This window comes from Serratia aquatilis, assembly GCF_044865145.1.
GTDB classification, from domain to species: domain Bacteria; phylum Pseudomonadota; class Gammaproteobacteria; order Enterobacterales; family Enterobacteriaceae; genus Chania; species Chania aquatilis.
In genome coordinates, this window is record NZ_CP173186.1 from 2,487,561 (window position 1) to 2,514,007 (window position 26,447).

Sequence of the window (26,447 nt, forward strand, 5' to 3'; positions counted from 1 at the left end):
TTATCGGCAAACAGACTAAGGTTTAATTACCATCTTTAATGGGGAGACATTTTGGCTGTTATCGGCGAAATGCGATTTTCCATGTTAATTAGGTTGCGTGTCGTTTTTTATCAGGTACAGTGTGGGATTTTGTGGCTTCGGGTGGAAGCATTTGTTTACGCTCAGGCGTAAGCCAAGCATGATCTTGTTTGTTGGTTCGGATTGAGCAAATAAGGTCGGCAACTTGCGTTCAGGTTGACCAGTTGGGCAACCGTTATAAAAAAACATGTTGATCTCCAGCCAGAGTACCGCAATATAAAAAAGAGATCCGAATTGCCGCGGTACGGCGAGATAAACGGCTTCCTGTGGGAAGAAATAATCAGGTAAAGGTAAATATGGGCAAAGCTCTCGTAATAGTTGAGTCCCCGGCAAAAGCCAAAACTATTAATAAATATTTAGGAAGTGACTACGTTGTGAAGTCCAGCGTTGGTCATATCCGTGATTTGCCGACCAGTGGCTCAGCCGGCAAAAAGAGCGCTGACGCAACCGAAGACAAAGCAAAAAAGAAAGTCAAAAAAGATGAAAAGACGGCGCTGGTTAATCGCATGGGCGTCGATCCTTATCATGGTTGGGAAGCGCATTATGAAATTCTCCCAGGCAAAGAAAAAGTTGTCGCCGAGCTGAAATCGTTAGCAGAAAATGCCGACCATATCTATCTCGCAACCGACCTTGACCGCGAAGGGGAGGCCATTGCTTGGCACCTGCGGGAAGTGATCGGTGGGGATGAAAAACGTTTTAGCCGCGTGGTGTTTAACGAAATCACCAAGAACGCCATCCAGCAGGCGTTCAAAGCGCCTGGCGAACTGAACATCAACCGTGTCAATGCACAACAGGCGCGTCGCTTTATGGATCGCGTCGTGGGCTACATGGTTTCGCCGTTACTGTGGAAGAAAATTGCCCGAGGTCTGTCCGCTGGAAGAGTGCAATCGGTCGCGGTGCGTCTGGTTGTGGAGCGCGAGCGCGATATCAAGGCATTCGTGCCAGAAGAGTACTGGGAGTTACATGCCGATTTGTTGGCGAAGGGTGAAACCGCGCTACAGATGGAAGTGACTCACGCCCATGACAAACCATTCAAACCGGTTAATCGTGAGCAAACGCATGCCGCGATAAAGCTGCTGGAAAAAGCACGTTATACTGTGCTGGATCGTGAAGACAAGCCAACCAGCAGTAAGCCTGGAGCGCCTTTCATCACCTCCACGTTGCAGCAGGCGGCCAGCACTCGTCTGAGTTTCGGCGTGAAGAAAACCATGATGATGGCTCAGCGCCTGTATGAAGCTGGTCACATTACCTATATGCGTACAGACTCTACCAACCTGAGCCAGGATGCGCTCAACATGGTACGCGGTTACATTGGCGATAATTTCGGTGACAAATATCTGCCGAAAGCCGCCAATCAGTACAGCAGCAAAGAAAACTCTCAGGAAGCGCACGAAGCTATCCGCCCTTCAGATGTTAGCGTAGTGGCTGAACAGCTGAAGGACATGGAAGCGGATGCTCAGCGGCTGTATCAACTGATCTGGCGCCAGTTTGTGGCCTGCCAGATGACGCCAGCGCAGTACGATTCCACCACGCTGACAGTCAAAGCTGGGGATTTCCAACTGCGTGCCAAAGGCCGAACATTGCGTTTCGATGGCTGGACCAAAGTGATGCCGGCACTACGTAAAGGTGATGAAGATCGCACTTTGCCATTTGTCGAAGTGGGGACCGATCTGGATCTGCAAAAGCTGATCCCAAGCCAGCACTTTACCAAACCGCCAGCGCGTTACAGCGAAGCTTCACTGGTTAAAGAGCTTGAAAAGCGTGGTATAGGGCGCCCTTCAACTTATGCCTCGATCATCTCCACCATTCAGGACCGTGGTTATGTTCGTGCAGAAAATCGGCGTTTCTATGCTGAGAAAATGGGCGAAATCGTCACCGACCGCTTGGAAGAAAACTTCCGCGAACTGATGAACTATGACTTTACGGCGCGCATGGAAGATGGGCTGGATCAGGTCGCGAACAATCATGCTGAATGGAAAGTTGTTCTCGACGAGTTCTTTGCAGAATTTAGCGAACAGTTGGAGACTGCAGAGAAAGATCCGGAAGAGGGTGGCATGCGCCCGAACCAGATGGTAATGACCAGCATTGACTGCCCGACCTGCAGCCGCCAAATGGGGATCCGTACTGCCAGCACTGGCGTGTTCCTGGGCTGTTCTGGCTATGCGTTATCACCAAAAGAGCGTTGTAAAACCACCATCAATCTGGTGCCGGAAGCAGAAGTTCTCAACATTCTCGAAGGGGATGATGCGGAAACCAATGCCCTGCGTGCACGTCGTCGCTGTCAGAAATGTGGCACGGCGATGGACAGCTACCTGATTGATAATCAGCGTAAGCTGCATGTCTGCGGTAATAACCCAGCTTGCGATGGTTACGAGATTGAACAAGGCGAGTTTCGCCTGAAGGGTTACGATGGCCCAATAGTTGAGTGTGAGAAGTGTGGTTCTGAAATGCACCTGAAAATGGGACGTTTTGGTAAATACATGGGATGCACCAACGAAAACTGTAAGAATACCCGTAAGATATTGCGTAGTGGAGAGGTTGCGCCGCCGAAAGAAGATCCGGTACCGTTACCCGAACTGCCATGTGAAAAATCCGACGCTTACTTTGTATTGCGTGACGGTGCCGCAGGCGTTTTCCTGGCGGCCAATACCTTCCCTAAATCTCGCGAAACTCGCGCGCCGTCAGTGGAAGAATTGTTGCGCTTCAAAGATCGTTTGCCGGAGAAATTGCGTTATCTAGCTGACGCGCCGGTTGCGGATCCAGAAGGTAACAAGGCGGTGGTCCGCTTCAGCCGTAAGACTAAGCAACAGTATGTTTCTTCGGAGAAAGAGGGTAAGGCCACCGGTTGGTCTGCTTTCTACGTGGACGGCAAGTGGGTAGAAGCTAAGAAGTAAGCTCGCTTTGTTTTATGTATATCAAGACCAGCCCCAAGGGCTGGTTTTTTTTCGCCTGAACCTAGCGGTTAGCTCAATACCCATTACGGGTAGGGCTTATCGTTGATCGTCAGGCGAAATAATCGTTATCATGGTGTGACAGCGATCTATACTTGGTAACGTGTCGTGATATAGTGGTTATATAAAAGTTTTTTTTATGATGAAAGCTTATTAGCAACGGCGTTTTCTTCGGCACCAGTGCGAAATCGCTGTGATGAGGCTTACAACTATTCGCAGTGATTAACCTAGGATGGTCTAAGATATGAAATTGCAGCAACTGCGTTACATCGTAGAAGTGGTCAATCATAACCTCAATGTTTCCTCTACGGCGGAAGGCCTCTATACCTCTCAACCCGGTATCAGTAAACAGGTCAGAATGCTGGAAGATGAGCTGGGTATACAGATTTTTGCTCGCAGTGGCAAACACCTGACCCAGGTAACGCCTGCAGGGCTTGAAATCATTCGCATCGCCCGTGAAGTGTTATCTAAAGTGGACGCAATCAAGGCCGTTGCTGGTGAGCATACCTATCCAGACAAAGGATCGCTGTACGTTGCAACCACTCATACCCAGGCCCGTTATGCATTGCCTACCGTGATAAAAGGCTTTATTGAACGTTATCCGCGTGTGTCGCTACATATGCACCAAGGTTCACCGACGCAAATTGCTGAGGCAGTTTCCAAGGGCTCAGCTGATTTCGCCATAGCAACAGAAGCACTTCATCTGTATGACGATTTAATCATGCTGCCATGCTATCACTGGAATCGCACCGTCATTGTGAAGCCCGATCATCCTTTAGCAGGTAAGAGTCAAATTACTATCGAGGAATTGGCCGCTTATCCGCTCGTCACTTATACCTTTGGCTTCACTGGGCGTTCTGAGTTGGATACGGCGTTTAACCGCGCAGGGTTGACACCGCATATTGTCTTTACCGCGACCGATGCTGACGTGATCAAAACCTATGTCCGCCTAGGGCTGGGCGTTGGTGTTATCGCCAGCATGGCGGTCGATCCGGTGCATGATCCCGATTTGGTCAGCGTGGACGTACGGGATATTTTCACTTACAGCACCACCAAAATCGGTTTCCGTCGGAGCACCTTCCTGCGCACTTATATGTATGATTTTATCCAACGCTTTGCTCCACACCTAACGCGCGATGTTGTTGATACCGCAGTGGTTTTGCGTTCCAACGAAGAGATCGAGGCGATGTTCAAGGACATCAAGCTGCCGATTAAATAGCGTTTTCTGCAGGAGGGTTTTCCCTCCTTTTTACCTTTGCACACTATCTATCAGGCAGTGTCCCTTAATTACAGGTACTAAGCGACATAAGCCTGATATCCTGCCAGATACCCCGCATTGCCAATTCTGCCGTATTCCCTGTTCGAGCAATATGACGTCTTGTTTTGATGAAATCATGTCGTTAAATAAATGTTACATTATGTTTGTGTTATCTTTAAATGTAACCTCAGTAATTACCTTGTTTTAACATAATCAAACATGGAGGAGCTATGTCACCCGATCTTCGAAAGACGAGTATGGACAAGTTGGTTGCACTGAATAGCGAATATTACTATTACAGTTTGCCACTCGCTGCCAGAGAGTTAGGAGATATTGACCGGCTACCCAAGTCATTGAAAGTATTACTGGAAAACCTGCTGCGCCATTTGGATGGTGACACCGTGCAGGAAAACGATCTCAAGGCGATCGTCGGTTGGTTGCAAACCGGCCATGCCGATCGCGAAATTGCCTATCGACCGGCACGAGTTCTGATGCAAGATTTTACCGGTGTACCGGCCATTGTCGATCTTGCCGCCATGCGTGAAGCGGTGCTGCGCCTCGGGGGGAAAGTCGATCAGGTAAATCCACTTTCTCCGGTTGATCTGGTGATAGACCACTCAGTCACTGTGGATGAGTTTGGTGATGACGAGGCGTTTACCGAAAACGTGCGCATTGAGATGGAGCGTAACCACGAGCGCTACACTTTTTTGCGCTGGGGCCAAAAAGCATTCAATCGTTTCCGTGTAGTGCCACCTGGCACCGGTATTTGTCATCAGGTCAACCTGGAATACCTGGGGCAAACCGTCTGGCACACTGAAGAGAATGGTAAACGCATCGCTTACCCCGATACCCTGGTCGGTACCGATTCCCATACTACAATGATTAACGGTCTTGGCATCCTTGGTTGGGGAGTAGGTGGTATCGAGGCTGAGGCCGCGATGCTGGGCCAACCCGTTTCTATGCTGATCCCTGATGTCGTGGGCTTTAAACTTAACGGTAAGCTAAGAGAAGGGATCACAGCAACTGACCTGGTGTTGACCGTGACGCAAATGCTGCGTAAGCATGGTGTGGTGGGCAAGTTTGTCGAGTTTTATGGCGATGGGCTGGCTGAGTTGCCTTTGGCTGATCGTGCAACCATTGCCAATATGTCGCCGGAATTTGGAGCAACCTGCGGCTTCTTCCCAGTAGACGATGTCACGCTAAGTTATATGAAGTTAAGTGGCCGCAGTGCTGAACAAATCGCTTTGGTGGAGGCTTATGCCAAGGTCCAGGGTATATGGCGAAACCCTGGTGATGAACCGGTATTTACCAGCACCCTGACGCTGGATATGTCGACGGTCGAAGCCAGCTTGGCCGGGCCTAAGCGCCCGCAGGATCGTGTTGCATTGCCACAGGTGCCAAAAGCATTCAGCGCCGCGCTCGAACTGGAAATTGGCGGTAGAAAAGACCGGCAAGATGCGAAAAATTTCACGTTAAATGGAGAAATCCACGAATTACGTACTGGTGCAGTGGTAATCGCTGCCATTACGTCCTGCACCAATACGTCTAATCCCAGTGTGATGATGGCTGCGGGACTCGTGGCAAAGAAAGCCGTGGAAAAAGGCCTGAAGAGTAAACCTTGGGTAAAAACCTCACTGGCTCCAGGGTCGAAAGTAGTAACTGAATACTATGACCGTGCCGGACTGACCCATTATTTGGAACAATTGGGTTTTAACCTGGTCGGCTATGGTTGTACTACCTGCATTGGCAACTCAGGGCCACTCTCAGAGCCCATTGAGCAGGCGATAAGGGAAGGGGACCTAACCGTTGGGGCCGTACTATCCGGCAACCGAAACTTTGAAGGGCGCATCCATCCCTTGGTGAAATCCAACTGGTTGGCTTCACCCCCTCTGGTAGTCGCCTATGCGTTAGCTGGCAACATGCATGTCGATCTTACCCACGAACCATTGGGGGAAGATCTTGAAGGTAAGCCTGTCTATCTGAAAGATATTTGGCCGACCAATCAGGAGATCGCTCAGGCAGTAGAACAGGTTCGTACCGAGATGTTCCATAAAGAGTACGGGGCCGTATTTGATGGCGATGCCAACTGGCAGTCGATTGAAGTCACCGCTTCAGCGACCTATCCGTGGCAACCGGACTCTACCTATATTCGTCATCCTCCCTTCTTCAGCACCATGAAAGCGCAGCCTGAACCGCTGCAAGATATTAAAGATGCACGTATTCTGGCGATCCTCGGTGATTCAGTAACCACCGATCATATTTCTCCTGCAGGTAACATCAAGCATGAAAGCCCGGCAGGACGTTATTTGAGCGAGCGTGGCGTTGAAGTAAAAGACTTTAACTCTTACGGTTCTCGTCGCGGTAACCATGAAGTGATGATGCGGGGCACATTTGCCAACATCCGTATCCGCAACGAAATGGTACTTGGCGTTGAGGGGGGGTATACCCGTCATCTTCCTTCACAGAATCAGATGGCGATTTATGATGCTGCTATGCAGTACCAGCAAGAGCAGGTGCCACTGGCGGTGATTGCCGGTAAAGAGTACGGTTCCGGTTCTAGCCGTGACTGGGCGGCAAAGGGTCCACGTTTATTAGGCGTACGGGTGGTGATCGCTGAGTCTTTTGAGCGCATCCACCGTTCTAACCTGATTGGTATGGGGATCCTACCGCTGGAGTTTCCGCAAAATGTGACGCGTAAAACGTTGCAATTGACCGGAGAAGAGCAAATCAGCGTCAGCGGCTTACGGGAATTGAAGCCTGGGCAAACGGTACCGGTCAATATCACCTACGCAGATGGTCGGCAAGAGGTTGTTAATACCCGCTGCCGCATAGATACCGGCAATGAGCTCACCTACTACCAGAATGATGGCATTCTTCACTATGTGATTCGCAAGATGTTGTAGATAGAACAAGGGCGCCGTATTGGCGCCCTTGTTACTTTTAGCTGGATTTATTTCTTATCCAGCAAATGCCCCATTTTGGCTGCTTTGGTGGCAAGGTAATGCTCATTTTTGGGATTACGGCCGACGATCAACGGGACTCGTTCGGTAATATTAATACCCGCTTCGCTCAGTATTTCGACCTTTTTGGGGTTATTGGTTAACAAACGAACCGCCTTGACATCCAGCAACTTGAACATATCAGAACACAAAGTGAAGTCGCGCTCATCGGCGGCAAAACCGAGTTGGTGGTTGGCTTCTACGGTGTCCGCCCCTTTATCTTGCAAAGCGTAGGCTCTAATCTTGTTCAACAGACCAATATTGCGGCCTTCCTGCCGGTGATAAAGCAGAATACCGCGGCCTTCTTCAGCGATATGCTCTAAGGCGGCCTCCAGTTGAAAACCGCAGTCACAGCGCAGGCTGAATAGGGCATCTCCAGTTAAACATTCAGAATGGACACGTGAGAGTACCGGCGTTTCGCCTGAAATATCACCAAATACCAGAGCCAGGTGATCTTGCCCGGTTGCCAGTTCTTCGAATCCTACCATAAGGAAATCACCCCATGGTGTTGGCAGTTTGGCTTCTGCCACACGTTTAAGCTGCATGTCACTCTCCACAAACACATCCGGTCAAATCATTGCGTGCATCCTACGTCTGGAACAGGAAACGGACCAGCACTAAAACACGCGGTTACGAGCTCTTCTCGGTTTATTATTGTCTATTCTGCCATAACTTCTTATTTCACTGTGCTCAGTAATCCAGCATACAGCGCTTAGTTTCAGCTATTTTTACAATAGGTTCAGTCTTTGTGCGATTTCTTTACTTTATGGAGGTCACGGATATAAACCGCTGGCAGGAAAATGTAAAGCCAACGATTGTTTACCCGCTGCCATCTGCTGGGCTGGTTCAGCAGTTCCTGCAGTCTGGCACTATGCTGATTTAACCGGTGTTTCTGAAATTACAAAATTGTTACACTACGAATAGGTTAGTTTTGAAGGATAATTGAATGTCAGAGGTAGCAAAACGCACAGTTGCAGGAGCCATTATACTTCTGTTGATGCCCCTGCTGGTATGGTTTTCTGGTTGGCATTGGCAGCCGGGTGGTAACAACAGTTTCCTGAAAGCAATGTATTGGATAACGGAAACCGTCTCGGCGCCTTGGGGGATAATCACTTGTGTGATCCTTTCAGGATGGTTTCTATGGTGTTTGCGCTTTCGTCTTAAACCGGCGATAGGCTTATTCATCTTGATCTCTGCGGCGATTGTTTTCGGCCAAGGTATCAAGTCAACGATCAAAAACCAGGTACAAGAACCACGCCCGTTTGTAATGTGGCTAGAGTCTACCCATCATGTAGATGAAAAATACTTTTACTCACTTCCCCGTAAAGAGCGTAGCGCGTTAGTAAAAGAGCAACTTCAGGATCAGACAGTGATACCAGCATGGTTGCGTAAACACTGGCAAGCAGAGACTGGTTTTGCTTTTCCTTCAGGGCATACTCTATTTGCTGCCAGTTGGGCACTGTTGGCCGTTGGGTTACTGTGGTCACGCCGGCACTATAAGACTGTGGCGGTCCTGATGGTTTGGGCACTTGGTGTTATGGCAAGCCGCTTGTTACTCGGTATGCACTGGCCACGTGATCTGGTAATGGCGGTAGCGATAGCTTGGTTGCTGGTGACAATCGCCTGTTGGTTGGCACAGCGCTGGTTTGGTCCACTGACTATTCCGCCTCAGGAACAGCAGGAAATTACCAAGCGAGGACATGAAGAATAACTTGTAATAACTCTGAGTTTTTTTAATAAAAAGTGACAGCATCACTTTGGTGGGGCGCCAAAGTCACCGAAGCACAAATGTTGAATGGGAGGCCACAAAAGGTTCCTCATTTTGCTGCTAAATCATGATAGAACGGAAAATTTGCCCGGCTCTTTCACTAATTTACCCATATGCTCCATTTCCTGCTGAATATACCAACAGATGTGTGGTTTTATGGTGTCGCAGGGTTTCCCTGCTACGTTGGGAAATGCTAACTTAAGTAGTTGGGAAGCCAGCTATGGCAGATGTCCCTTTGTGTTACGGCGCAGTAGTTTGTGGAACATGGCGTAGAGCCCATCCTATTCACTCGGCATTGCGGGAAAGAATGTGAAATATTTGCTGATTTTTTTGTTGGTTCTGGTGATATTCGTGATTTCAGTCACGCTAGGCGCGCAAAATGACCAAATGGTGGCTTTTAACTATTTAGTCGCTCAAGGTGAATATCGTGTATCAACACTGTTGGCCACCTTGTTTGGCAGTGGTTTCGTGTTGGGCTGGATCATTTGTGGGTTATTTTATCTTCGTGTAAGGATCGGATTAGGTCGTGCCGAGCGGAAAATAAAAAGGCTGGAACTTCAGATTGCCACCCCTGACGAGCCTGCTTCTTTGCCTGCTGTCAGCAAGGAATAATCTTCTATGTTAGAGCTGCTGTTTCTGTTGCTGCCTGTAGCTGCCGCGTACGGTTGGTACATGGGGCGCAGAAGTGCTCAGCAGGATAAACAACAGGAAGCCAACCGTCTTTCGCGTGAATACGTGACAGGTGTGAACTTCCTGCTTTCCAATCAGCAGGATAAAGCGGTCGATCTGTTCCTGGATATGCTTAAAGAGGACAGCAACACCGTAGAAGCCCATTTGACGTTGGGTAATCTGTTTCGTTCGCGTGGTGAAGTTGATCGTGCAATCCGGATCCACCAGGCATTGATGGAAAGTGCCTCTCTAACTTTTGAGCAACGGCTTTTGGCGATACAGCAGTTAGGTAAGGATTATATGGCTGCTGGGCTGTATGACCGTGCCGAAAACATGTTCAGCCAATTGATGGACGAAGAAGAATTTCGTATATCCGCATTGCAACAGTTGTTGGTTATCCATCAGGCAACGAGCGATTGGCAAAAAGCCATCGATGTTGCTGAAAAACTGGTCAAGTTAGGTAAAGATAAACAGCGCATCGAAATCGCTCATTTTTATTGTGAGTTGGCTTTGCAGGCGATGGGCAGTGACGATCTGGACAAAGCTATGGGTCTGTTAAAGCGCGCAGCCTCGGCGGATAAACAGTGTGCCCGCGTGTCGATTATGGTTGGGCGAATCTTCATGGCACAAGAAGACTATGCCAAAGCGATAGAGGTATTGGCGCGCGTTTTGGATCAAGACAAAGAGTTTGTCAGCGAAACCTTACCGATGCTGCATGAATGCTACCAACATTTACCGCAACAACAGGATTGGGCTGATTTTCTCAAGCGCTGTGTTGAAGAGAATACCGGCGCTTCAGCGGAACTGATGTTGGCGGAGCTGATCGAACAGCGTGAGGGGCGCGATGTGGCACAGGTCTATATCAATCGCCAGCTACAGCGCCATCCTACCATGCGCGTGTTTTATCGCCTGATGGATTATCACCTGGCCGAAGCAGAAGATGGGCGTGCCAAGGAGAGCCTGCTTTTATTACGCGACATGGTGGGGGAACAGATACGTACTAAACCGCGTTACCGTTGTCATAAATGTGGTTTTACGGCCCATTCACTCTATTGGCACTGTCCTTCGTGCAGGGCCTGGGCCTCGGTAAAACCTATTCGCGGTCTTGACGGCCAATAAAAACCGAGGCCTTGAAGCTGCCCCGGTCTGTCAGAATTTCATTATTTCTTCTTGCCGGTTTTTAAACTCCCTTTCAGCAACTGACGCAATTTCTTCAGTTCCTTCTGGCTGAGAGGTTGTTCGACTTCTTCTTCAATGCCTTGATTATCAATTTCATCATGATGCGGGGGGGTGTTTTTTTTGCCGGATTTTACTGGCAGATCGAAACTACTTTCCAAACGTTGGCAAACCTCTGCACTCAGGGAAAGTTGGTTCTCAAGGGCGATGGCTTTGATCTTTTCCTTTAATGCTACGGGGATTTTTATGGTTAGTGTAGATATCTCGCTCATTTTGTTGCCTTTTATGCGGGAAGTAATCACCAAATTATGTCAGTAGCGCAAGCGTGTCTATATTGTAATAAAAATTTAATATTATTGTAATGTTTGAGCGTAATAAAAACGAAAAGGGCCCGAATTTTCGGGCCCTGACTAAGCATTTATTTTGACTAAGTGCTTATTTGTAGATAACGGCGCTACCATGCAGCAGGTTATTACCGCCAGCTGAAATAATACGGTAGCTGCTAGCTCCTTGAGCTTCCGCTTTGGATGCCAGGTCTGCTTCCAGACTTGACAATGTGGTTGCCTGCCCGGCTGAAACCACGCCAGTTTCGGTTAAGGATAGTGCCTTTTGCATGTCGACGGGTACAGCGGCAAAAGTTGTGAAAGAAGCTAATGTTAGGGTAACAGCAGTTGCAAAATGTTTGATGTTTTTCATAGGTGACTCCAGTCTATTATTTGTTGGGAAGCGATGGTGTATTCGATATGTTTAATAATAGAGCAACCTATTAATTTATGAAATTTGATAAGTCTGACCTTGTTATTCAAAATATTTGATGTTGTTTTTACATAAGTTTACCGCAGCTTACTTAAGCTTGGCTAAGTGATTTGGAAGTACATTGACATTGCATGACGAACTTTGACTCAACATGACGGCATACGCTTGCCCGTAGCTGGGATTTCCCGTGTCTGGCATGTAGAATACTGCGATCAGCTTTGCAGACGGTTAACTCGTGTTTGTCAATTTTACAGAAGGTAGAAGAAGTGAAGTCTGAAAATAACATTAATAACAATGACTTAAAATCATCTCCAATCATCGTGGCTTTAGATTATGCCGATAGGAATGCAGCCTTGGCATTTGTCGATCGTATCGATCCAAAAGATTGTCGGCTAAAAGTGGGTAAAGAGATGTTTACCCTGTTCGGGCCAGAGATAGTGCGCGAACTGCATCAGCGTGGATTCGATGTTTTTCTTGATCTGAAATTCCACGATATTCCTAACACCACGGCACATGCGGTTGCTGCGGCAGCAGAACTGGGCGTGTGGATGGTAAACGTACATGCTAGCGGTGGTACGCGGATGATGATGGCAGCCAAAGAGGCATTGCAGCCCTACGGTGCGGAAGCCCCCTTGCTGATCGCGGTTACCGTGCTCACCAGCATGGAAGCGGACGATTTGCATGCCATTGGGATTGATCTTAGCCCGGCCGCGCAGGCGGAAAGGCTTGCGCGTCTCACCCGTGACTGTGGCTTGGATGGTGTGGTTTGTTCGGCGCAAGAAGCTTCACGCCTCAAAGCGGCCTGTGGAAGCCAGTTCCAACTGGTCACGCCGGGTATCCGACCCGAGGGGAGTGCTGCAGGTGATCAACGCCGAGTGATGACCCCAAGAGAAGCAATGAACGTAGGGGTAGATTACATGGTGATAGGCCGCCCGATCACGCAATCCGCCGATCCTGCCGCAACGCTCAGTGCTATCAGAGCTTCATTAAGCTGAGGGGGGCCAAACATGAGTCAGGATAACAGTCGCCTAGTTTACTCTACCGAAAGTGGGCGTATTAAGCATGAAGAGGTCAAACCGCAGCGCGCCAAAGGTGATGGCATTGTTCGTATCCAACGTCAAACTAGTGGGCGAAAAGGTAAGGGCGTGTGTCTGATTAATGGTGTCGACCTAGATGATGCAGCGTTGGAAAAGTTGGCCGCTGAACTCAAAAAGAAGTGTGGTTGCGGTGGTTCAGTTAAGGACGGGGTAATTGAAATCCAAGGGGATAAACGCGACTTGCTCAAACAGTTGCTCGAAGCCAAGGGGATGAAAGTCAAATTGGCGGGTGGCTGACAGAACACCCCAAGCCACTGTGGTTTGGGGTGTTGAGAATAGCTTAAATCTTAAAGAGACGGCCGTTTATTTGCCTACTTGGCGGCCAATCAGCCCACCTACTGCCGCGCCACCTACCGTACCCACCGCACTGCCGTTTGTCAGCACCGCACCACCGACTGCACCAGCGCCTGCCCCAATCGCGGTATTACGATCGCGTTTGGACATATCTGCACAGCCACTCGCGAGCACTGCCAGAGTAATCGCCAGAGTGGCCATCGCAAAACGTTTATTAATCATCATAATTCTCATCTCCATTGCATGGGCTTGATGGAAATACTTTTCTAGCGTGACACAACCTAGTATAGGCTTTAACACCGAATCTGGCTTGCCAGTTGCTATGATATTTCTTGAAATAAAAAATGGCATTAGCATCTCAAGACAGAGTAATTTAAAAAAATCTGCGATTTTATCGCTTACTATCAGTATAAATTGCTACTGAAGGGTGAACAGGGAAATAGTCCTAATTATCCCGGCAGGATCTGGTGTTTATTGTTGTTTTTCAGCCTAAAGCACATCTTTTATGATCCAGCAGAACCTTACTTGGTCTTCAGCGATTCATACCATACCGGCCAGCACTGCACCTACCGAAAATATCCCCATCGTCTTTCAAACTGCAGCGACTCTGTTTGTGCGCGTTATAAGTCAATTCGTAATGCCTCGTTGCCTGGCTGTAATTTGAAATCCATGAGGTATACGCAAATAAGGAAAAAACATGCTTAATGAACTCAAGCAGCAAGTGTTGGAGGCGAATCTGTTATTGCCGCGTCATCATCTGGTTACTTTTACCTGGGGTAATGTCAGTGCCATAGACCGCCAGCAGGGGCTCATGGTGATTAAACCCTCGGGGATCGAGTATAGCGCAATGACCCGCGATGATATGGTGGTGGTCGAACTGGAAAGTGGCAAGGTAGTGGAGGGGAGTAAAAAGCCGTCGTCAGATTCGGATACCCACCGGGTTCTTTATCTTAATTTTGCTTCAGTTGGCGGCATCGTCCATACGCACTCCCGCCATGCCACTATATGGGCACAGGCTGGGCGAGATATTTCTGCCTGGGGTACCACGCATGCCGATTATTTCTATGGTGACATTCCCTGCACCCGGCTAATGAATGATACGGAAATCAATGGCCGCTATGAATGGGAGACAGGGCAAGTGATAGTCGATACTTTTAGCGAACGTGGGCTGGATGCTAGCGATATGCCAGCGGTACTGGTGCATTCGCATGGCCCGTTTGCTTGGGGTAAAAATGCCGAGAGCGCGGTACACAATGCGGTGGTATTGGAGGAGATAGCCTATATGGGGATTTTCTCATGCCAACTGACCCCCGGATTGACCAATATGCAACAGACATTACTCGATAGACACTACCTGCGCAAACACGGGGAAAATGCCTACTACGGTCAGTAATCAAGGGGCCTCGCTGCCCCGCGCATTAGGCTGTGTATACAAGCGCCCAGGGCATTAAGGGGTACCACCTACTCATCGACTAGATCAAGAGCGATCCCCTGCCGCTTGAGCAGATACTGATAGTCGAGTGCTAGACGCGAATCGGTAATAACGCGCCCGATCTGGTTCATCGGTTGTAACGGATTGGGCTGGATCTGGCCGAACTTTGATGAGTCAGTCAGCACGATGTTTTCTACCCCTTTAGCCAGCACCGCATTGACCACATCGGCACGCATCATATCGCGACCGGTAAAGCCGGTTTCAGCTTGATAACCATCAACGCCGATAAAGGCTTTACTGAAATGCACCTGCTGGATACACATGCGCGTTAAAGGACCCACCATGGTTTCACTCTTTTTCTGGTACATGCCGCCGAGTACGATCACATCACAATCCGTCTCTTTCAGCAGATGGGCAATATAGTGGCTAACGGTGATCAACGTAACGCGCTTTCGTTCGGCCAGATAGCGGGCCAGCAATGCGTTGGCGCTACCGCTCTCGATAAAGATGGTTTCGCCATCCTCAACCAGTGAGGCAGCATATTGAGCCAGTTTCTGTTTGAGCACAAAATTGGACATCATGCGGGCATCAACGTCATCACTCTCAAGTGCTACAGCAGAACCGTGGACACGTTTAAGATAGCTGCGTTTCTCCAACAGATTGAGGTCTTGGCGGATCGTGACCTCAGAAACCCCAGAGGCGCGGGCCAACTCACCGACGCTGATGCGGCGGCGCTCATTAACCAACTGCAGAATGGTTTGTTGTCTTGAATTCATAAAGGCCTGATAGGCGGCCACCGAATGGTGGCCACTATTTTTTACTGATTAAAGAATATGTTCGGTTCGCGCGATAATATCATCCTGCGCATCTGGGGATAATGCGGTAAAGAAAGCAGAATATCCAGCAACGCGTACCACTAAATCGCGATATTGGTCAGGATGCTGTTTTGCTGCCAGCAATGTTTCTCTGGAGACAATATTGTACTGCACGTGCCAGCCGTTATAGGTCTCAAAAAACGTGCGCAGCATCAGCATCAGTTTTTCGCGATCGCGCGGGTTTTCCAGCGTTGACGGATTCAGTTTCTGATTAAGCAACACACCACCAAGGATCGACCCGGTGGGCAGTTTGGCCAGCGAGTTGAAGACTGCCGTCGGTCCCAGGTGGTCGGTACCGGAAGCCGGACTGGCACCCTCAGCTAATGGCGTATTGGCTTTGCGGCCATCTGGCGTTGCCATAGTGGCGGCCCCGAATGGGACGTTAGCGGAGATGGATGAGGTTCCTGCATAGTAGGTTCCGCCAATCGGGCCACGGCCAAAACGCGTGTTGTGGTAGTGCTTCAACTCGTCGATATAGGTCTGGTAGGCGCGAACCAACAGTTGATCGACATCATCCACGTCATTGCCATATTTAGGCGCAGCGTTGATCAGACGCTGACGTAACTGCTCGCCGTCCAATCCGGCAAAGTCATTCGCCAAGGCCTGGGCCAATTGTTGTTGCCCGATCACGCCCTGTTCGAAAACCAGTTTGCGCACCGCTTCCAGGCTATTGCCCAGGTTGGCAATCCCGACTTGCAGGCCGGAAACCCAGTCATACTTCGCACCGCCTTGTTTGATGCTCTTACCGCGCTCGATACAGTCATCCACCAATGCCGAGCAGACAATATCATGGGCATTCTCTTCCAGAACGGTATCCACCACGCATTCAATCTCAATCGACTTGCGGGTGTAATAACGGATCTGCGTATCCCAGGCATCCAGCACTTGGTCGAATTGGCTAAAGTTGCCCTTGGATAAGGCCAGTTCCTGCGGCAGGAAAATCTTGCCGGAGGAGGCATCGCGACCTTGTTCCAGTGCAGCGAGCATCACGCGGGCAAAGTTGATGAAACTCATGCCGGTACAGCGATAGCCCCACTTGCCGCCCACCGCGGTTTCGATACAACCAATAGCGGCATAATCGTAGGCATCCTGCGGTTCGACTCCCAGTTTGATAAACTCAGGGATAACAATTTCATCATTGTTAAAGGCGGGCATGCCGAAACCGCAACGGATAACCTGCACGCAGGCATCCAGGAAATCGTTACTGATCCCGGCATGATAGCGTACGCTGAGGTTTGGCTGCGTTGAACGTAAGCGTCCACAGGACTCCAGTATGGTGTAAGAGAGTGGGTTTACCGCGTCACTGATTTCGCCATTCACCCACTTTTGACCACCGATGGTGACGTTCTGGTAGAGTGGGCTCCCTGCCGAGGCTTTAGAGTGTGAGCCTGAGCGGATCTTGTTAACTTCTAACAGCTTCAGCCAGCAGCTGTGCAGCATTTCAACGGCTTTTTCACGCGGCAGGTTCTGTTCCAGCTCAACGTCGCGACGGTACCACGGGTAGAGATATTGATCGAGGCGGCCAAAGGAGACCGAGTGGCCGTTGGATTCAATCTGCAGGAATAGCTGAATGAAGTAACACAGCTGCAGTGCCTGCCAGAAGGTCTGCGGTGGCTGATGAGCGATTAACTCACAGTTGCCAGCCATCGTCAGCAGTTCCTCGCGCCGCCAGACGCGCGTCTCTTCCTGCGCCATTTCGCGGGCCAGTTGGGCAAAACGCAAAATATGCTCGCTTAGGGCAGCCAAAGAGATATCGATAGCCTTGAGGAATTGCTCTTTGTGCAGATCGTCCCAATCGGTCAGTTGCAGACGTCCGCGGCGCTCAGACACTTTTGCACGCATGCCATCCAACCCCTTCTCCAATAACAACGGGAAATTGACCGCAAGGTGAGCATCGCCAGAGGTCATATTACCTTCGGCCTTGATAATCCCGGTGGTCAACAGAGCCTTCTGCTCGTCGGTAAACATGCCGTAGCAGCGGTCCTGTACGGTCTGACCACGCCACCACGGGCACAAGTTGTGTAATACCGCTTTGTCTTCTTCACTGACAGAAAAACCCGCCCCGGGGCGATCTGCCAGTTCGTCAATCTCACTCTCTATCCAACTGACGGTATACTCGGGGAAGATGGGGGCGGCACGTAACTGGCTGGCCTGGTTACCGATGATCAACTCATCATTCTTGATCCAGATGGTCCGTTTGGCCAGATGGTTGGCGAGAGCTAAAGCGCGTCTTACCGGCAGTGGCTTGTCCTGTTGTTGTTGGTAGGTTTCGGTGTAGTGTTGGGCGCGCTCGGTACACACCGGGGGTTTAACGATGTGAATAAGCGCGTTTTTGTGTGCCTGTGTACGTTCGGTGAGGGTTGTCAGATCCAGAGTTGTCATTATGTTATCCTCGCAAAATAGCGGTCAGACCTTTGCTGCTGGCATAGTCTTCGGCATAAGCCAGCAATTCGGGGTCATCTAGTGGGGTACGGGAAGCGTAATAGGGGGCGTCGAGCAGGTTGTATTTATTGATTCCCAGCGTGTGGTAAGGCAAAAAGTGGATCTCTTTTACACCTACTTCATCGGCAGCAAAGTCGACAATCCCACGAATCGAAGTGCGGTCGGCGTTGAATGCAGGGATCAACGGAACGCGTATCGTGATCTGAGTGCCAGCCGCCGCCAAACGGCGGAAGTTATCCATCACCCTTTTGGCAGAACCATCGGTCCACTCTTTGAAACGCGCGTCATCGACATGCTTCAGGTCCGCCAGCATTAAATCAAGCCAAGGTAAAGACGGTTCAATATAGGACCAGGGGGTATGCAGACAGGATTCCACAGCAGTATGAATGCCTGCTTCGCGCCCGCGCTTGAGCAACTCTGCGGCGATCTCCGGCTGCATGAAAGGCTCCCCGCCGGAAAGTGTCAAACCACCGCCAGTGCGCAAATAATAGGGCTTATCACGCATCACCTCGGCCATAACGCTATCAATATCGATAGCCGTACCACAGACGCTGAGAGCGCCGGTTGGGCAATAGCCGGTTAATGAGTCATAATCGGCGTCAGTGAGTAGTGCGCGTTGCAATTTCAGAGTGGAGTCGTCAATACGGGTGATAGCATGCGGGCAACGTTCACTGCACAGGTTACAACCCGCCAGGCACAGGCGATCATCAAACAGCAGATCTTTTAGGCGGGAACGGCTTTCTGGGTTTTGGCACCAGCGGCAGCCAAGCGAACATCCTTTCAGGAATACCACGCTGCGTATGCCCGGTCCGTCATGTGTTGAATAGCGCTGTAAATTGAATAGCATTTGTCACCTGTGAAGTTTGATTCCTTCTTATGCAATTAGATAACTTTCAAATGAAAGTTAATTTGATTCTAATCAAAGGGCGGCAACTTAAATGAATTATTATTGTTCCCATTACAATCATACCGATGCCTAATGTTTGGCCAGCGCTATAGCTTGAAAGACCAAGGGTGCCTGCCTACAAAATAATCAGGAGAACAACATGGAACTTTATCTCGATACTGCAGATGTTTCTGCCGTCAAACGTTTAGCTCGCGTGTTACCACTGCACGGAGTTACCACCAACCCAAGCATTGTGGCCAAAGAAGGAAAGTCCATTTGGGAAGTACTTCCGGCGCTACGTGATGCATTAGGAGGTACCGGGAAGCTTTTTGCCCAGGTGATGGCCAGTGATGCCGAAGGCATGATTGCCGAAGCCGTATTGTTGAATCAGCGTGTACCTGGTCTGGTTGTGAAGATCCCAACTACTGCAGAAGGGTTGGCGGCCATCAAGAAGCTGAAATCCATGTCGATACCCACGCTGGGTACCGCTGTTTATGGTGCAGGCCAAGGGTTACTGGCGGCATTGGCAGGGGCCGAATATGTCGCACCTTACGTCAATCGTCTTGATGCTCAGGGCGGAGATGGGATCGAAATGGTGCATGAGCTGCAACAATTGTTGATGATGCATGCACCGCATGCCAAGGTGTTGGCAGCCAGTTTCAAAACGCCACGTCAGGCCTTGGAGTGTCTGCTGGCTGGTTGCCAATCAATTACGCTTCCGGTCGACGTGGCAGAACAGTTTATTACCACGCCAGCGGTGCAGGCTGCGGTAGAGAAGTTTGAACAGGACTGGCAGGGCGCTTTTGGTACAAAACAGCTTGGTTGATACATTGGGGGCCATATCAGCGCATTGTTGTGATATTTGCTGCTTACTTGGGCCCCAACTTTCGCATTCCACACTTTGCTTACGCTCAACACCCGCCAATGTTATTCACCTGCACAACTGAAACAGGTCGCAAGCCTGAACATGCTTTCTGCTGATTAATTCATATATATACCCTTCATACTTCAAGTTGCTTGGGATTAGGTTTTGAAGAGTTCCGAACCAGTGATTTAGTGGCCGATTATTTGGCTTCGTGGGGTTATGAAGTCCACCGAGGTCTTGCCGCAACGGGTGTGGTAGGGACAATGCGTTTAGGCAACGGTAGCAAGAGTATTGGGATACGTGCCGATATGGATGCCTTGCCGATCCTGGAAAATAACGGTAAACCCTGGAGCAGCAGCATACCCCGCCCTTTGGCTGTTGGTGACTATACCGCATCCTGCGGTGTTGCTTGCGGTGGTGTTGGTGCTCACCAGCCTGACGACTTTGGGTTCGGTGCCAACGATGCTAGTGACATCAGAACTGTTCCCGAAAAGCATCCGTGCAGTCGGTTTTTCAGTGGTTTATAGCTTGGGCGTGGCAATTTTTGGCGGCTTTGCCCAGTATTTTGCCTCTCAATCCATTGAGCTTACCGGTTCGCTATTAGCCCCTTCAGGATACCTGATGCTGGCAACATTGGTTTCGTTGTTGGTAGTACCGCGTTTGAAGGAAACAGGAAAAATACAACTGCAGTAAATAAAAAAGCGATACCTAACGAATAGAAAGGTATCGCTTTTTATCACCCATCTGCAGCTATGCTACCGGCTTGGCTATCACGCTGCGGGTTTCCATGCGAACTTCGCTAATGCTCACCTGCAAACTATCGCCTTGCCGGTAAACCTCTTCACCTTTGAGCTGAACGGTACCCGTTTCCTGGCTACATACCAATTCATCGCGCACTGCATGAATAAATGGAGCTGGGATAAAAGCGACAGCGCCGTTATCCAGCAACCTTACACGCAGGCCTCCGCGAGTCACATCAATGATCTCGGCATCAAAACGCGCATCGGTACCGGCTTTATCTTTCAGGAAGCGAGCATACAGCCAGTCACCCACATCGCGTTCCGCCATTCTATTCAGGCGGCGTCGCTCTGCCAGTTGCACTGCCACATCATCCAGTGGCTTCTCGGCTGATTGCTCACAGATGATGTTCTTCAGCAAGCGATGGTTAACCATATCGCTGTACTTACGAATCGGCGAAGTCCAGGTGGCATAAGCTTCCAGCCCCAGGCCAAAGTGCGGGCCAGGAGTGGTGCTGATTTCAGCAAAGGTCTGGAAGCGGCGGATGCGGCTATCCAGGAATTGGGTAGGTTGTGCGTCAAGATGGCGGCGCAGTTCGCAGAATCCTTGTAATGTCAGCAATTTTTCCGCTTCAGCTTCGACATTGTTAGCCTGTAACACGTTAACTGCTTGTTCGACCAGTGCCGGGTCAAAGCCGTTGTGAACGTTATAAACCCCAAAGCCAAGACGATCGCGCAGTACGACGGCCGCACAGACGTTGGCGGCGATCATGCACTCTTCAACGATACGGTTAGCGATACGGCGCGGCTCGGTAATAATATCCAGTACTTCGCCTTTATCTCCCAACACAAAGCGATAGTCAGGACGATCCTTAAACACCAGCGCATGTTGATGACGCCAGGCATTGCGCAAGTCGCAAACTTGCTTGAGCAGGGTGATCTGCTGAGCGATGGCCTCGCTTGGCGGCTGCCAGCCAGCAATCCCTTCCAACCAGTCAGAAACCTCGTCATAAATCAGCTTGGCTTTGGATTCAATTTCGGCAGCGAAGAAGTGAATATCGCTACCCAAAGCACCATCTTTGCTGATAGTGACACGGCAGGCAAGGGCAGGCCGACGCTCGTGTGGACGAAGGGAACACAGGTTATCGGACAGGTCGCGCGGCAACATGGGAATATTGAAGCCTGGCAGATAGTTGGTGAAAGCGCGTTTGCGCGCGATCTCATCCAGATGACTACCTTGCTGCACATAAGCGGTAGGATCGGCAATAGCGATGGTCAACTGCAGTGAGCCGTCTCCGTTATCCTGTACATGCAGAGCATCGTCCATATCTTCGGTACTGGCACTATCGATAGTGACAAAGTCAAGCGCAGTAAGATCGACACGAGTGAGCGTAGCGTCTTGTTCGGTAGTAGACACCATTTCTGGCGCTTCTTTCTCAAGATTGTGGCGTGCCAACGTCACCCACCATGGCGCGAAATGATCGTCACCATCGGTAATGAACTGAGTCAGATCGGCATGAAAAGCGCGGTCGCCTTTCAGCGGATGGCGACGCATTTCTGCCACCGCCCAGTCACCGGACTGGAATGCATGGTTCAGTTCACGCGCAGGGCGGCACTGAATAGCATCTTTCAGCAACGGGTGATCGGGGATGATAGATAGACGATCATCTTTCTTCTGCACTCGCCCCACAAAGCGTGACAGGAAAGGCTCAACCAGGGTTTCCGGCTCAGCGATTTCACGCTCTTTTTCCGTATGCAGGGTGGCGACGATACGATCCCCATGCATGACTTTTTTCATGTATGGCGGTGGGATGAAATAACTTTTTTGACCGTCGACTTCTAAAAAGCCGAAACCTTTCTCAGTCCCTTTAACTACGCCTTCAACACGCGGGGTTTGAGAGTGAAGTTGCTGTTTAAGCTGCGCCAGCAGCGGGTTATCTTGAAACATATCGTCCAGTGAATGGGTTGTGAGTGGCAAGATTTGCGGCAGACAGTTTTACGCGAATCACCTGCTGCGAGCAAGCCTAACCTCACGCTTTTACCACGTTGATTCACGATTAGGCTGTGTCCCTTAACTGTTCGTGGTGCCGTCGCAGACCCAAAAGCCCGTTACCAAGGCGGGGGATGAAGGGCTGGGGCTCTGTTCAAGCCCGACTTTACTTCGAACGGGCTTATGGGGCGCGACCCTTCGGGCTGGGGCCAGCGCCACCATGGCTTGCAAACCCTAGGCGTCAGGCGATGCGCAGCGAAGGTTTGAGCGCACAGCGTCTGATAGCCACAGGGATAGATTTTGAGGTGGGGGTGCCAGTACCATCGCCAAAGCTGGCTAAAGGAACCAATGGATTGGTCTCAGGATAATAGGCGGCCAGATTTCCGCGAGGAATAGCATAGCTGACCAGCTTGAATCCGGAAACTTTCCTTATAACACCATCGTTCCACAAGGTTTCTATCTCCACAAGTTCACCTTCCAGCAAACCAAGATCGGCCATATCCTGCGGATGGATAAACAACACCTCGCGTTGACCGTAAACGCCACGGTAGCGATCGTCCAACCCATAAATTGTGGTGTTGTATTGATCGTGTGAACGCAGCGTCTGCAACACGAACGGTGGTTTTTCTGCCCCGTTCTGCGGAAATAACGATTCAGGTAACGGTGTTGCACTGAACTGCGCTTTGCCGCTTGGTGTAGCAAAACGTAATTCTGCTGCGGCGTTGCCCAGGTAGAATCCACCCGGTTGTTCACAGCGTTGGTTAAAATCAGCAAACCCTGGAATGGTGGCCTGAATATGTTGGCGGATCAGCGAGTAGTCGTCGGCCAGTGCTAACCAGTCCAGTTTTTCGTTACCCAATACGGCATGGGCAATCTCACAGACAATTGCAGTTTCTGAGCGTTGCGTGGTAGCTAGGGGTTTACCGATGCCTTCAGAAGCGTGCACCATGCTGAACGAGTCTTCCACGGTGATATATTGCGGGCCGCTGGCCTGCATATCTAACTCAGTGCGCCCCAGGGTTGGCAGGATCAGCGCGTCTTTACCGGTGATCAGATGGCTGCGATTCAGCTTGGTGCCGATATGAACCGTCAAATCACAGCGACGCAGCGCCTGGGCTGTACGCGCTGTGTCAGGTGCTGCCGCGGCCAGGTTCCCCCCTAGGGCAATCAGCACTCTAACCTCACCACGCAGCATGGCTTCAATCGCTTCGACCGTGTTATGACCGATCTCGCGGCGTGGGGTAAAACCAAAGTGCTGTTCCAGACTGTCGAGTAACGCTTTGGGAGCCTTTTCATCGATACCCATGGTGCGGTTGCCTTGCACGTTGCTATGGCCACGAACTGGGCATAGCCCAGCACCCGGCTTACCAAGCTGGCCGAATAACAGTTGTAGGTTGGTAATTTCACGCACCGTTGCGACCGAATGTTTATGCTGGGTGATCCCCATTGCCCAGGTGCAGATCACCCGGTTTGCATTTTGGTAGATTGCCGCCGCATGGCGCAACTGAGCTTCTGTCAAACCCGATTGCGTGGTGATTTGTAGCCACGAAGTCGCATCTATTTGGTCTAGGTACTCCTCAATGCCTTCGCAGTGCTGCTCGATAAATAGTCGATTAAAGATACCTGTCTTGCCGGAGGCTAACCGCAGGCGGTGAGTTTCCAACAACGCTTTCACCATACCGCGAACTGCCGCCATATCCCCGCCAAGATTAGGCTGGAAGTAGGCCGAACTGATAGCAGCGGATTTCGGCGTCAACATGTGGACCGGGCTTTGCGGATCGGCAAACCGTTCCAGCCCACGTTCACGCAGGGTGTTGAAGCTGACAATGTGCGCGCCGCGGCTGGCGGCCTGCTTCAGGCTGTGCAACATCCGAGGGTGATTGGTACCGGGGTTTTGACCAAAGACGAAGATCGCATCGGCTTTTTCAAAGTCTGCCATGCGCACGGTGCCTTTACCCACACCGATACTTTGTTTGAGCCCAATAGCGCTCGCCTCATGGCACATGTTTGAACAGTCGGGAAAGTTACTGGTTCCCAGCATGCGGCCGAACAGTTGATAGAGATAGGAAGCCTCGTTGCTGGCTCGCCCTGAAGTGTAAAGCTCAATCTGGTTTGGGTTTTCCATAGCGCGGATGTGATGGGCAATCAGCGCCATGGCATCTGCCCAATCGATCGGGTGATAGCGATCGGTTTTGGCATCATAGCGCATCGGATGCGTCAGGCGGCCCTGATACTCCAGAAAGTAATCACTCTGCTCGCGCAGGCTGCTGACGCTGTGGCTAGCAAAAAAAGCCGGTTCAACGGCATGGCGAGTGGCTTCCCAACTGACGGCTTTGGCGCCGTTTTCGCAGAAGCTGAATATACCCTGGTTGTCGTCTCCCCAGGCACATCCTGGGCAATCGAAGCCGCGTGCTTTGTTTGCTCTCAGGAGGTTACGTAGATTTGTCAACGCTTGTTTGCTGTCGAGCACATAGCGAGTGGTGGCCTCCAGTGAGCCCCAGCCACCGGCTGCTCCGCTATAGGGTTTGATTGACGGTTTGAATTTCATCGTTTTCTTCGCAGGTGAGTTGTTTCAAAAAAGTAAATGCATTTTTAAGCATTTTGATTGTTTATGTCACAAGTTTAGGAGGGGAGAGGGTTGACGTCTAATCGAATAAAGCAATGACGGCATAGAGGGGGCTTATCGCTCGGCAAACAGGACGTGCTATCAAGTGAACGTTATGGCATATAAACCGAGCGTTTCGGCATAATGTGAAGCTTAAGGGCGGGTTACTCTCTGTGTGTCGATTTCACTGGAGAGTAAAATATGAAAAGGACCGTTTTGGGTTTGAGTATGATGGCCGTGGCAATGAGTGTGACTGCGGAGGAATTTACTCTGAGAAGCAACGAGATATGGCCAGGTCAATCTTTGGCTGATGCCCAGGTTTTTCAGGGCTTTGGCTGTAGCGGGAAGAATATTTCGCCTTCACTGGTTTGGAAAAATGCCCCTGCGGGTACCAAGAGCTTTGCCATTACGGTTTATGATCCTGACGCACCAACCGGTAGTGGCTGGTGGCACTGGACAATGGTAAACATCCCGCTGTCGGTGACCCAGTTAGCAGTAGATGCGGGTAATGCACATAGTAAAAACCTGCCTGAAGGCGCGGTTCAGGGGCGAAATGACTTTGGATATGCCGGGTTTGGTGGCGCTTGCCCACCCGCTGGCACATCGGCTCATCGCTATCGTTTTACCGTTTGGGCATTAAAAGCGGCACATTTGCCGATTGACAATGCCTCCAGCGGTGCGCTGGTGGGCTATATGTTGAAAGCTAATGTGTTAGGCACCAGCCAATTGGAGGCTATTTACGGGCGTTGAGATGCAGCAAATCAATCACACGGAACAGAAACTGACACTGCAGGTACTTATGGCTCATAGAGCCCATGAACTGCGGAGAGTCAGGTTGTTTACTCCCGCCCTTTGCCATGTCAGGCAAGGACGCAAAACCCTGCAGTGGGGTGAGCATGTTGAAATCGCCAAAGCGGGTTCGCTGATCTTGTTCCCTGCTGGGGCAGAGATGTGCATGGCGAATATGCCTGATCATCGGGGATATGCTTCTGACATTGTTTATATACCTCAACCGGTATTGGCGAGATTTAAGACGCGTTACCCCTCTGTGGGTGTAACTGGAGAAGCCCAGCTATGTGTCCCGCTGGACGAGCACACACGTCATATGTGGGGGGGATTGCTGAGTACGATTAAAGAAAATATGCCATCGCCGTTGCAGGAACATCAGGTCCATGGGGTGTTACTGGCGCTGCAACTGTCAGGCCATACCGATTGGTTAATGCGGGATCGTCACGATCCCCTTTCCGCGCAGATTCAGCAACTGATAATGCTCGAACCAGCAAGAAACTGGCAGATTGATGACGTGGCTAACCGTTTACACCTCGGCGGCTCAACGCTGAGACGGCGTTTGGCTGCGGAAGGTCAGCATTTTCGCGTTCTGCTGGAAGATGTGCGTATGAATAAAGCGTTGTATGAGTTGCAGAGCAGCGAATACAACGTTGGCGAGATAGCTTTTCGCAATGGATATGCCTGTGCCTCGCGTTTTACGGCCCGATTCACCAAGCATTTTGGTCTGAGTCCGCGGGAGTTGCGGGGAACGTTACGCAAACAGGGGGCTTAAGGGCAGTG

General features: G+C 50.4%; 22 protein-coding genes and 1 pseudogene. 14 read left to right on the forward strand and 9 right to left on the reverse strand.

Annotated features, from left to right (window positions below; genetic code table 11):
• Positions 1 to 374 precede the first annotated feature (374 nt).
• From topA to acnA, 3 genes are all read left to right on the forward strand, one after another.
• Positions 375 to 2,972, forward strand: a complete 2,598-nt coding sequence (topA, locus tag SAQUA_RS11200; protein ID WP_380673521.1) for a type I DNA topoisomerase — start codon at positions 375 to 377, stop codon at positions 2,970 to 2,972.
• A 301-nt stretch (positions 2,973 to 3,273) separates the two neighbouring features.
• Entirely contained in the window at positions 3,274 to 4,248 is a 975-nt protein-coding gene (gene cysB, locus SAQUA_RS11205; RefSeq protein WP_380673522.1) for an HTH-type transcriptional regulator CysB, read from the forward strand.
• A gap of 269 nt (positions 4,249 to 4,517) precedes the next feature.
• Entirely contained in the window at positions 4,518 to 7,190 is a 2,673-nt protein-coding gene (acnA, locus tag SAQUA_RS11210) for an aconitate hydratase AcnA (protein ID WP_380673523.1), read from the forward strand.
• 47 nt (positions 7,191 to 7,237) lie between these two features.
• On the opposite strand, the gene ribA is transcribed toward acnA, so the two are convergent.
• Positions 7,238 to 7,831 (reverse strand): GTP cyclohydrolase II, encoded by a 594-nt coding sequence (gene ribA / locus SAQUA_RS11215; RefSeq protein WP_380673524.1) that lies wholly within the window; start codon positions 7,829 to 7,831, stop codon positions 7,238 to 7,240.
• A 401-nt stretch (positions 7,832 to 8,232) separates the two neighbouring features.
• On the opposite strand from ribA, the gene pgpB reads away from it, so the two are divergent.
• The 3 genes from pgpB to lapB all read left to right on the forward strand — a co-directional run bounded on the left by pgpB (position 8,233) and on the right by lapB (position 10,842).
• The gene (gene pgpB / locus SAQUA_RS11220) at positions 8,233 to 8,997 is read left to right on the forward strand and encodes a phosphatidylglycerophosphatase B (protein WP_380673525.1); all 765 of its coding nucleotides are present in this window, start codon (positions 8,233 to 8,235) and stop codon (positions 8,995 to 8,997) included.
• Between the two features lie 366 nt (positions 8,998 to 9,363).
• Positions 9,364 to 9,666, forward strand: a complete 303-nt coding sequence (locus SAQUA_RS11225) for a LapA family protein (protein WP_380673526.1) — start codon at positions 9,364 to 9,366, stop codon at positions 9,664 to 9,666.
• Positions 9,667 to 9,672: 6 nt separating this feature from the next.
• Positions 9,673 to 10,842: a lipopolysaccharide assembly protein LapB gene (lapB, locus tag SAQUA_RS11230; protein WP_380673527.1), complete on the forward strand. Its 1,170-nt coding sequence runs from the start codon at positions 9,673 to 9,675 to the stop codon at positions 10,840 to 10,842.
• Positions 10,843 to 10,883: 41 nt separating this feature from the next.
• Here lapB and SAQUA_RS11235 read toward each other — a convergent pair whose 3' ends face one another.
• Together SAQUA_RS11235 and SAQUA_RS11240 are read right to left on the reverse strand one after the other, a co-directional pair.
• Positions 10,884 to 11,171, reverse strand: a complete 288-nt coding sequence (locus tag SAQUA_RS11235) for a hypothetical protein (protein ID WP_380673528.1) — start codon at positions 11,169 to 11,171, stop codon at positions 10,884 to 10,886.
• A 163-nt stretch (positions 11,172 to 11,334) separates the two neighbouring features.
• Positions 11,335 to 11,595, reverse strand: a complete 261-nt coding sequence (locus SAQUA_RS11240) for a YdgH/BhsA/McbA-like domain containing protein (protein ID WP_380673529.1) — start codon at positions 11,593 to 11,595, stop codon at positions 11,335 to 11,337.
• Positions 11,596 to 11,921: 326 nt separating this feature from the next.
• Here SAQUA_RS11240 and pyrF point away from each other — a divergent pair, with 326 nt between their 5' ends.
• Positions 11,922 to 12,650: an orotidine-5'-phosphate decarboxylase gene (pyrF, locus tag SAQUA_RS11245; protein ID WP_380673530.1), complete on the forward strand. Its 729-nt coding sequence runs from the start codon at positions 11,922 to 11,924 to the stop codon at positions 12,648 to 12,650.
• 12 nt (positions 12,651 to 12,662) lie between these two features.
• Entirely contained in the window at positions 12,663 to 12,989 is a 327-nt protein-coding gene (gene yciH / locus SAQUA_RS11250) for a stress response translation initiation inhibitor YciH (RefSeq protein ID WP_380673531.1), read from the forward strand.
• Between the two features lie 66 nt (positions 12,990 to 13,055).
• Here the strand turns inward: yciH and osmB are convergent, their stop codons facing one another.
• Positions 13,056 to 13,274 (reverse strand): osmotically-inducible lipoprotein OsmB, encoded by a 219-nt coding sequence (gene osmB, locus SAQUA_RS11255; RefSeq protein ID WP_380673649.1) that lies wholly within the window; start codon positions 13,272 to 13,274, stop codon positions 13,056 to 13,058.
• 469 nt (positions 13,275 to 13,743) lie between these two features.
• On the opposite strand from osmB, the gene araD reads away from it, so the two are divergent.
• Positions 13,744 to 14,439 carry an L-ribulose-5-phosphate 4-epimerase gene (araD, locus tag SAQUA_RS11260; protein WP_380673532.1) on the forward strand — a complete coding sequence of 232 codons (696 nt, stop codon included), beginning with the start codon at positions 13,744 to 13,746 and terminating at the stop codon, positions 14,437 to 14,439.
• A gap of 68 nt (positions 14,440 to 14,507) precedes the next feature.
• Here the strand turns inward: araD and SAQUA_RS11265 are convergent, their stop codons facing one another.
• Genes SAQUA_RS11265 through SAQUA_RS11275 form a run of 3 tightly spaced genes read right to left on the reverse strand, consistent with a single transcriptional unit; the run spans position 14,508 to position 18,642 of the window.
• Positions 14,508 to 15,254: a DNA-binding transcriptional regulator YciT gene (locus SAQUA_RS11265; RefSeq protein WP_380673533.1), complete on the reverse strand. Its 747-nt coding sequence runs from the start codon at positions 15,252 to 15,254 to the stop codon at positions 14,508 to 14,510.
• A 48-nt stretch (positions 15,255 to 15,302) separates the two neighbouring features.
• A complete protein-coding gene (locus SAQUA_RS11270; protein ID WP_380673534.1) occupies positions 15,303 to 17,735 on the reverse strand; it encodes a formate C-acetyltransferase/glycerol dehydratase family glycyl radical enzyme in 2,433 nt (810 codons plus the stop codon).
• Between the two features lie 4 nt (positions 17,736 to 17,739).
• Positions 17,740 to 18,642, reverse strand: a complete 903-nt coding sequence (locus SAQUA_RS11275) for a glycyl-radical enzyme activating protein (RefSeq protein ID WP_380673535.1) — start codon at positions 18,640 to 18,642, stop codon at positions 17,740 to 17,742.
• A gap of 199 nt (positions 18,643 to 18,841) precedes the next feature.
• On the opposite strand from SAQUA_RS11275, the gene fsa reads away from it, so the two are divergent.
• The 3 genes and pseudogenes from fsa (at position 18,842) to SAQUA_RS11290 (ending at position 20,239) form a co-directional block, all read left to right on the forward strand.
• Positions 18,842 to 19,507, forward strand: coding sequence for a fructose-6-phosphate aldolase (gene fsa, locus SAQUA_RS11280; RefSeq protein ID WP_380673536.1), 666 nt, complete (start codon positions 18,842 to 18,844; stop codon positions 19,505 to 19,507).
• A gap of 197 nt (positions 19,508 to 19,704) precedes the next feature.
• Positions 19,705 to 19,911 (forward strand): annotated as a pseudogene (locus SAQUA_RS11285) (amidohydrolase); the annotation flags it as partial.
• Between the two features lie 16 nt (positions 19,912 to 19,927).
• Positions 19,928 to 20,239, forward strand: coding sequence for a hypothetical protein (locus tag SAQUA_RS11290; RefSeq protein ID WP_380673651.1), 312 nt, complete (start codon positions 19,928 to 19,930; stop codon positions 20,237 to 20,239).
• Positions 20,240 to 20,296: 57 nt separating this feature from the next.
• On the opposite strand, the gene SAQUA_RS11295 is transcribed toward SAQUA_RS11290, so the two are convergent.
• Entirely contained in the window at positions 20,297 to 22,231 is a 1,935-nt protein-coding gene (locus SAQUA_RS11295; protein WP_380673537.1) for an exoribonuclease II, read from the reverse strand.
• 283 nt (positions 22,232 to 22,514) lie between these two features.
• A complete protein-coding gene (locus SAQUA_RS11300; RefSeq protein ID WP_380673538.1) occupies positions 22,515 to 24,821 on the reverse strand; it encodes an FdhF/YdeP family oxidoreductase in 2,307 nt (768 codons plus the stop codon).
• 258 nt (positions 24,822 to 25,079) lie between these two features.
• Here SAQUA_RS11300 and SAQUA_RS11305 point away from each other — a divergent pair, with 258 nt between their 5' ends.
• Together SAQUA_RS11305 and SAQUA_RS11310 are read left to right on the forward strand one after the other, a co-directional pair.
• Positions 25,080 to 25,628 (forward strand): kinase inhibitor, encoded by a 549-nt coding sequence (locus tag SAQUA_RS11305; protein WP_380673539.1) that lies wholly within the window; start codon positions 25,080 to 25,082, stop codon positions 25,626 to 25,628.
• Position 25,629: 1 nt separating this feature from the next.
• Complete coding sequence (locus SAQUA_RS11310) at positions 25,630 to 26,439, forward strand: helix-turn-helix transcriptional regulator (RefSeq protein WP_380673540.1); 810 nt, start codon at positions 25,630 to 25,632, stop codon at positions 26,437 to 26,439.
• Positions 26,440 to 26,447: the final 8 nt, after the last annotated feature.

Coding starts and splice junctions, on each gene's coding strand:
- topA (WP_380673521.1), top strand. CDS start 375: ATGGGCAAAGCTCTCGTAATAGTTGAGTCCCCGGCAAAAGCCAAAACT.
- cysB (WP_380673522.1), top strand. CDS start 3,274: ATGAAATTGCAGCAACTGCGTTACATCGTAGAAGTGGTCAATCATAAC.
- acnA (WP_380673523.1), top strand. CDS start 4,518: ATGTCACCCGATCTTCGAAAGACGAGTATGGACAAGTTGGTTGCACTG.
- ribA (WP_380673524.1), bottom strand. CDS start 7,831: ATGCAGCTTAAACGTGTGGCAGAAGCCAAACTGCCAACACCATGGGGT.
- pgpB (WP_380673525.1), top strand. CDS start 8,233: ATGTCAGAGGTAGCAAAACGCACAGTTGCAGGAGCCATTATACTTCTG.
- lapB (WP_380673527.1), top strand. CDS start 9,673: ATGTTAGAGCTGCTGTTTCTGTTGCTGCCTGTAGCTGCCGCGTACGGT.
- SAQUA_RS11235 (WP_380673528.1), bottom strand. CDS start 11,171: ATGAGCGAGATATCTACACTAACCATAAAAATCCCCGTAGCATTAAAG.
- SAQUA_RS11240 (WP_380673529.1), bottom strand. CDS start 11,595: ATGAAAAACATCAAACATTTTGCAACTGCTGTTACCCTAACATTAGCT.
- yciH (WP_380673531.1), top strand. CDS start 12,663: ATGAGTCAGGATAACAGTCGCCTAGTTTACTCTACCGAAAGTGGGCGT.
- araD (WP_380673532.1), top strand. CDS start 13,744: ATGCTTAATGAACTCAAGCAGCAAGTGTTGGAGGCGAATCTGTTATTG.
- SAQUA_RS11265 (WP_380673533.1), bottom strand. CDS start 15,254: ATGAATTCAAGACAACAAACCATTCTGCAGTTGGTTAATGAGCGCCGC.
- SAQUA_RS11270 (WP_380673534.1), bottom strand. CDS start 17,735: ATGACAACTCTGGATCTGACAACCCTCACCGAACGTACACAGGCACAC.
- SAQUA_RS11275 (WP_380673535.1), bottom strand. CDS start 18,642: ATGCTATTCAATTTACAGCGCTATTCAACACATGACGGACCGGGCATA.
- fsa (WP_380673536.1), top strand. CDS start 18,842: ATGGAACTTTATCTCGATACTGCAGATGTTTCTGCCGTCAAACGTTTA.
- SAQUA_RS11295 (WP_380673537.1), bottom strand. CDS start 22,231: ATGTTTCAAGATAACCCGCTGCTGGCGCAGCTTAAACAGCAACTTCAC.
- SAQUA_RS11300 (WP_380673538.1), bottom strand. CDS start 24,821: ATGAAATTCAAACCGTCAATCAAACCCTATAGCGGAGCAGCCGGTGGC.
- SAQUA_RS11305 (WP_380673539.1), top strand. CDS start 25,080: ATGAAAAGGACCGTTTTGGGTTTGAGTATGATGGCCGTGGCAATGAGT.
- SAQUA_RS11310 (WP_380673540.1), top strand. CDS start 25,630: ATGCAGCAAATCAATCACACGGAACAGAAACTGACACTGCAGGTACTT.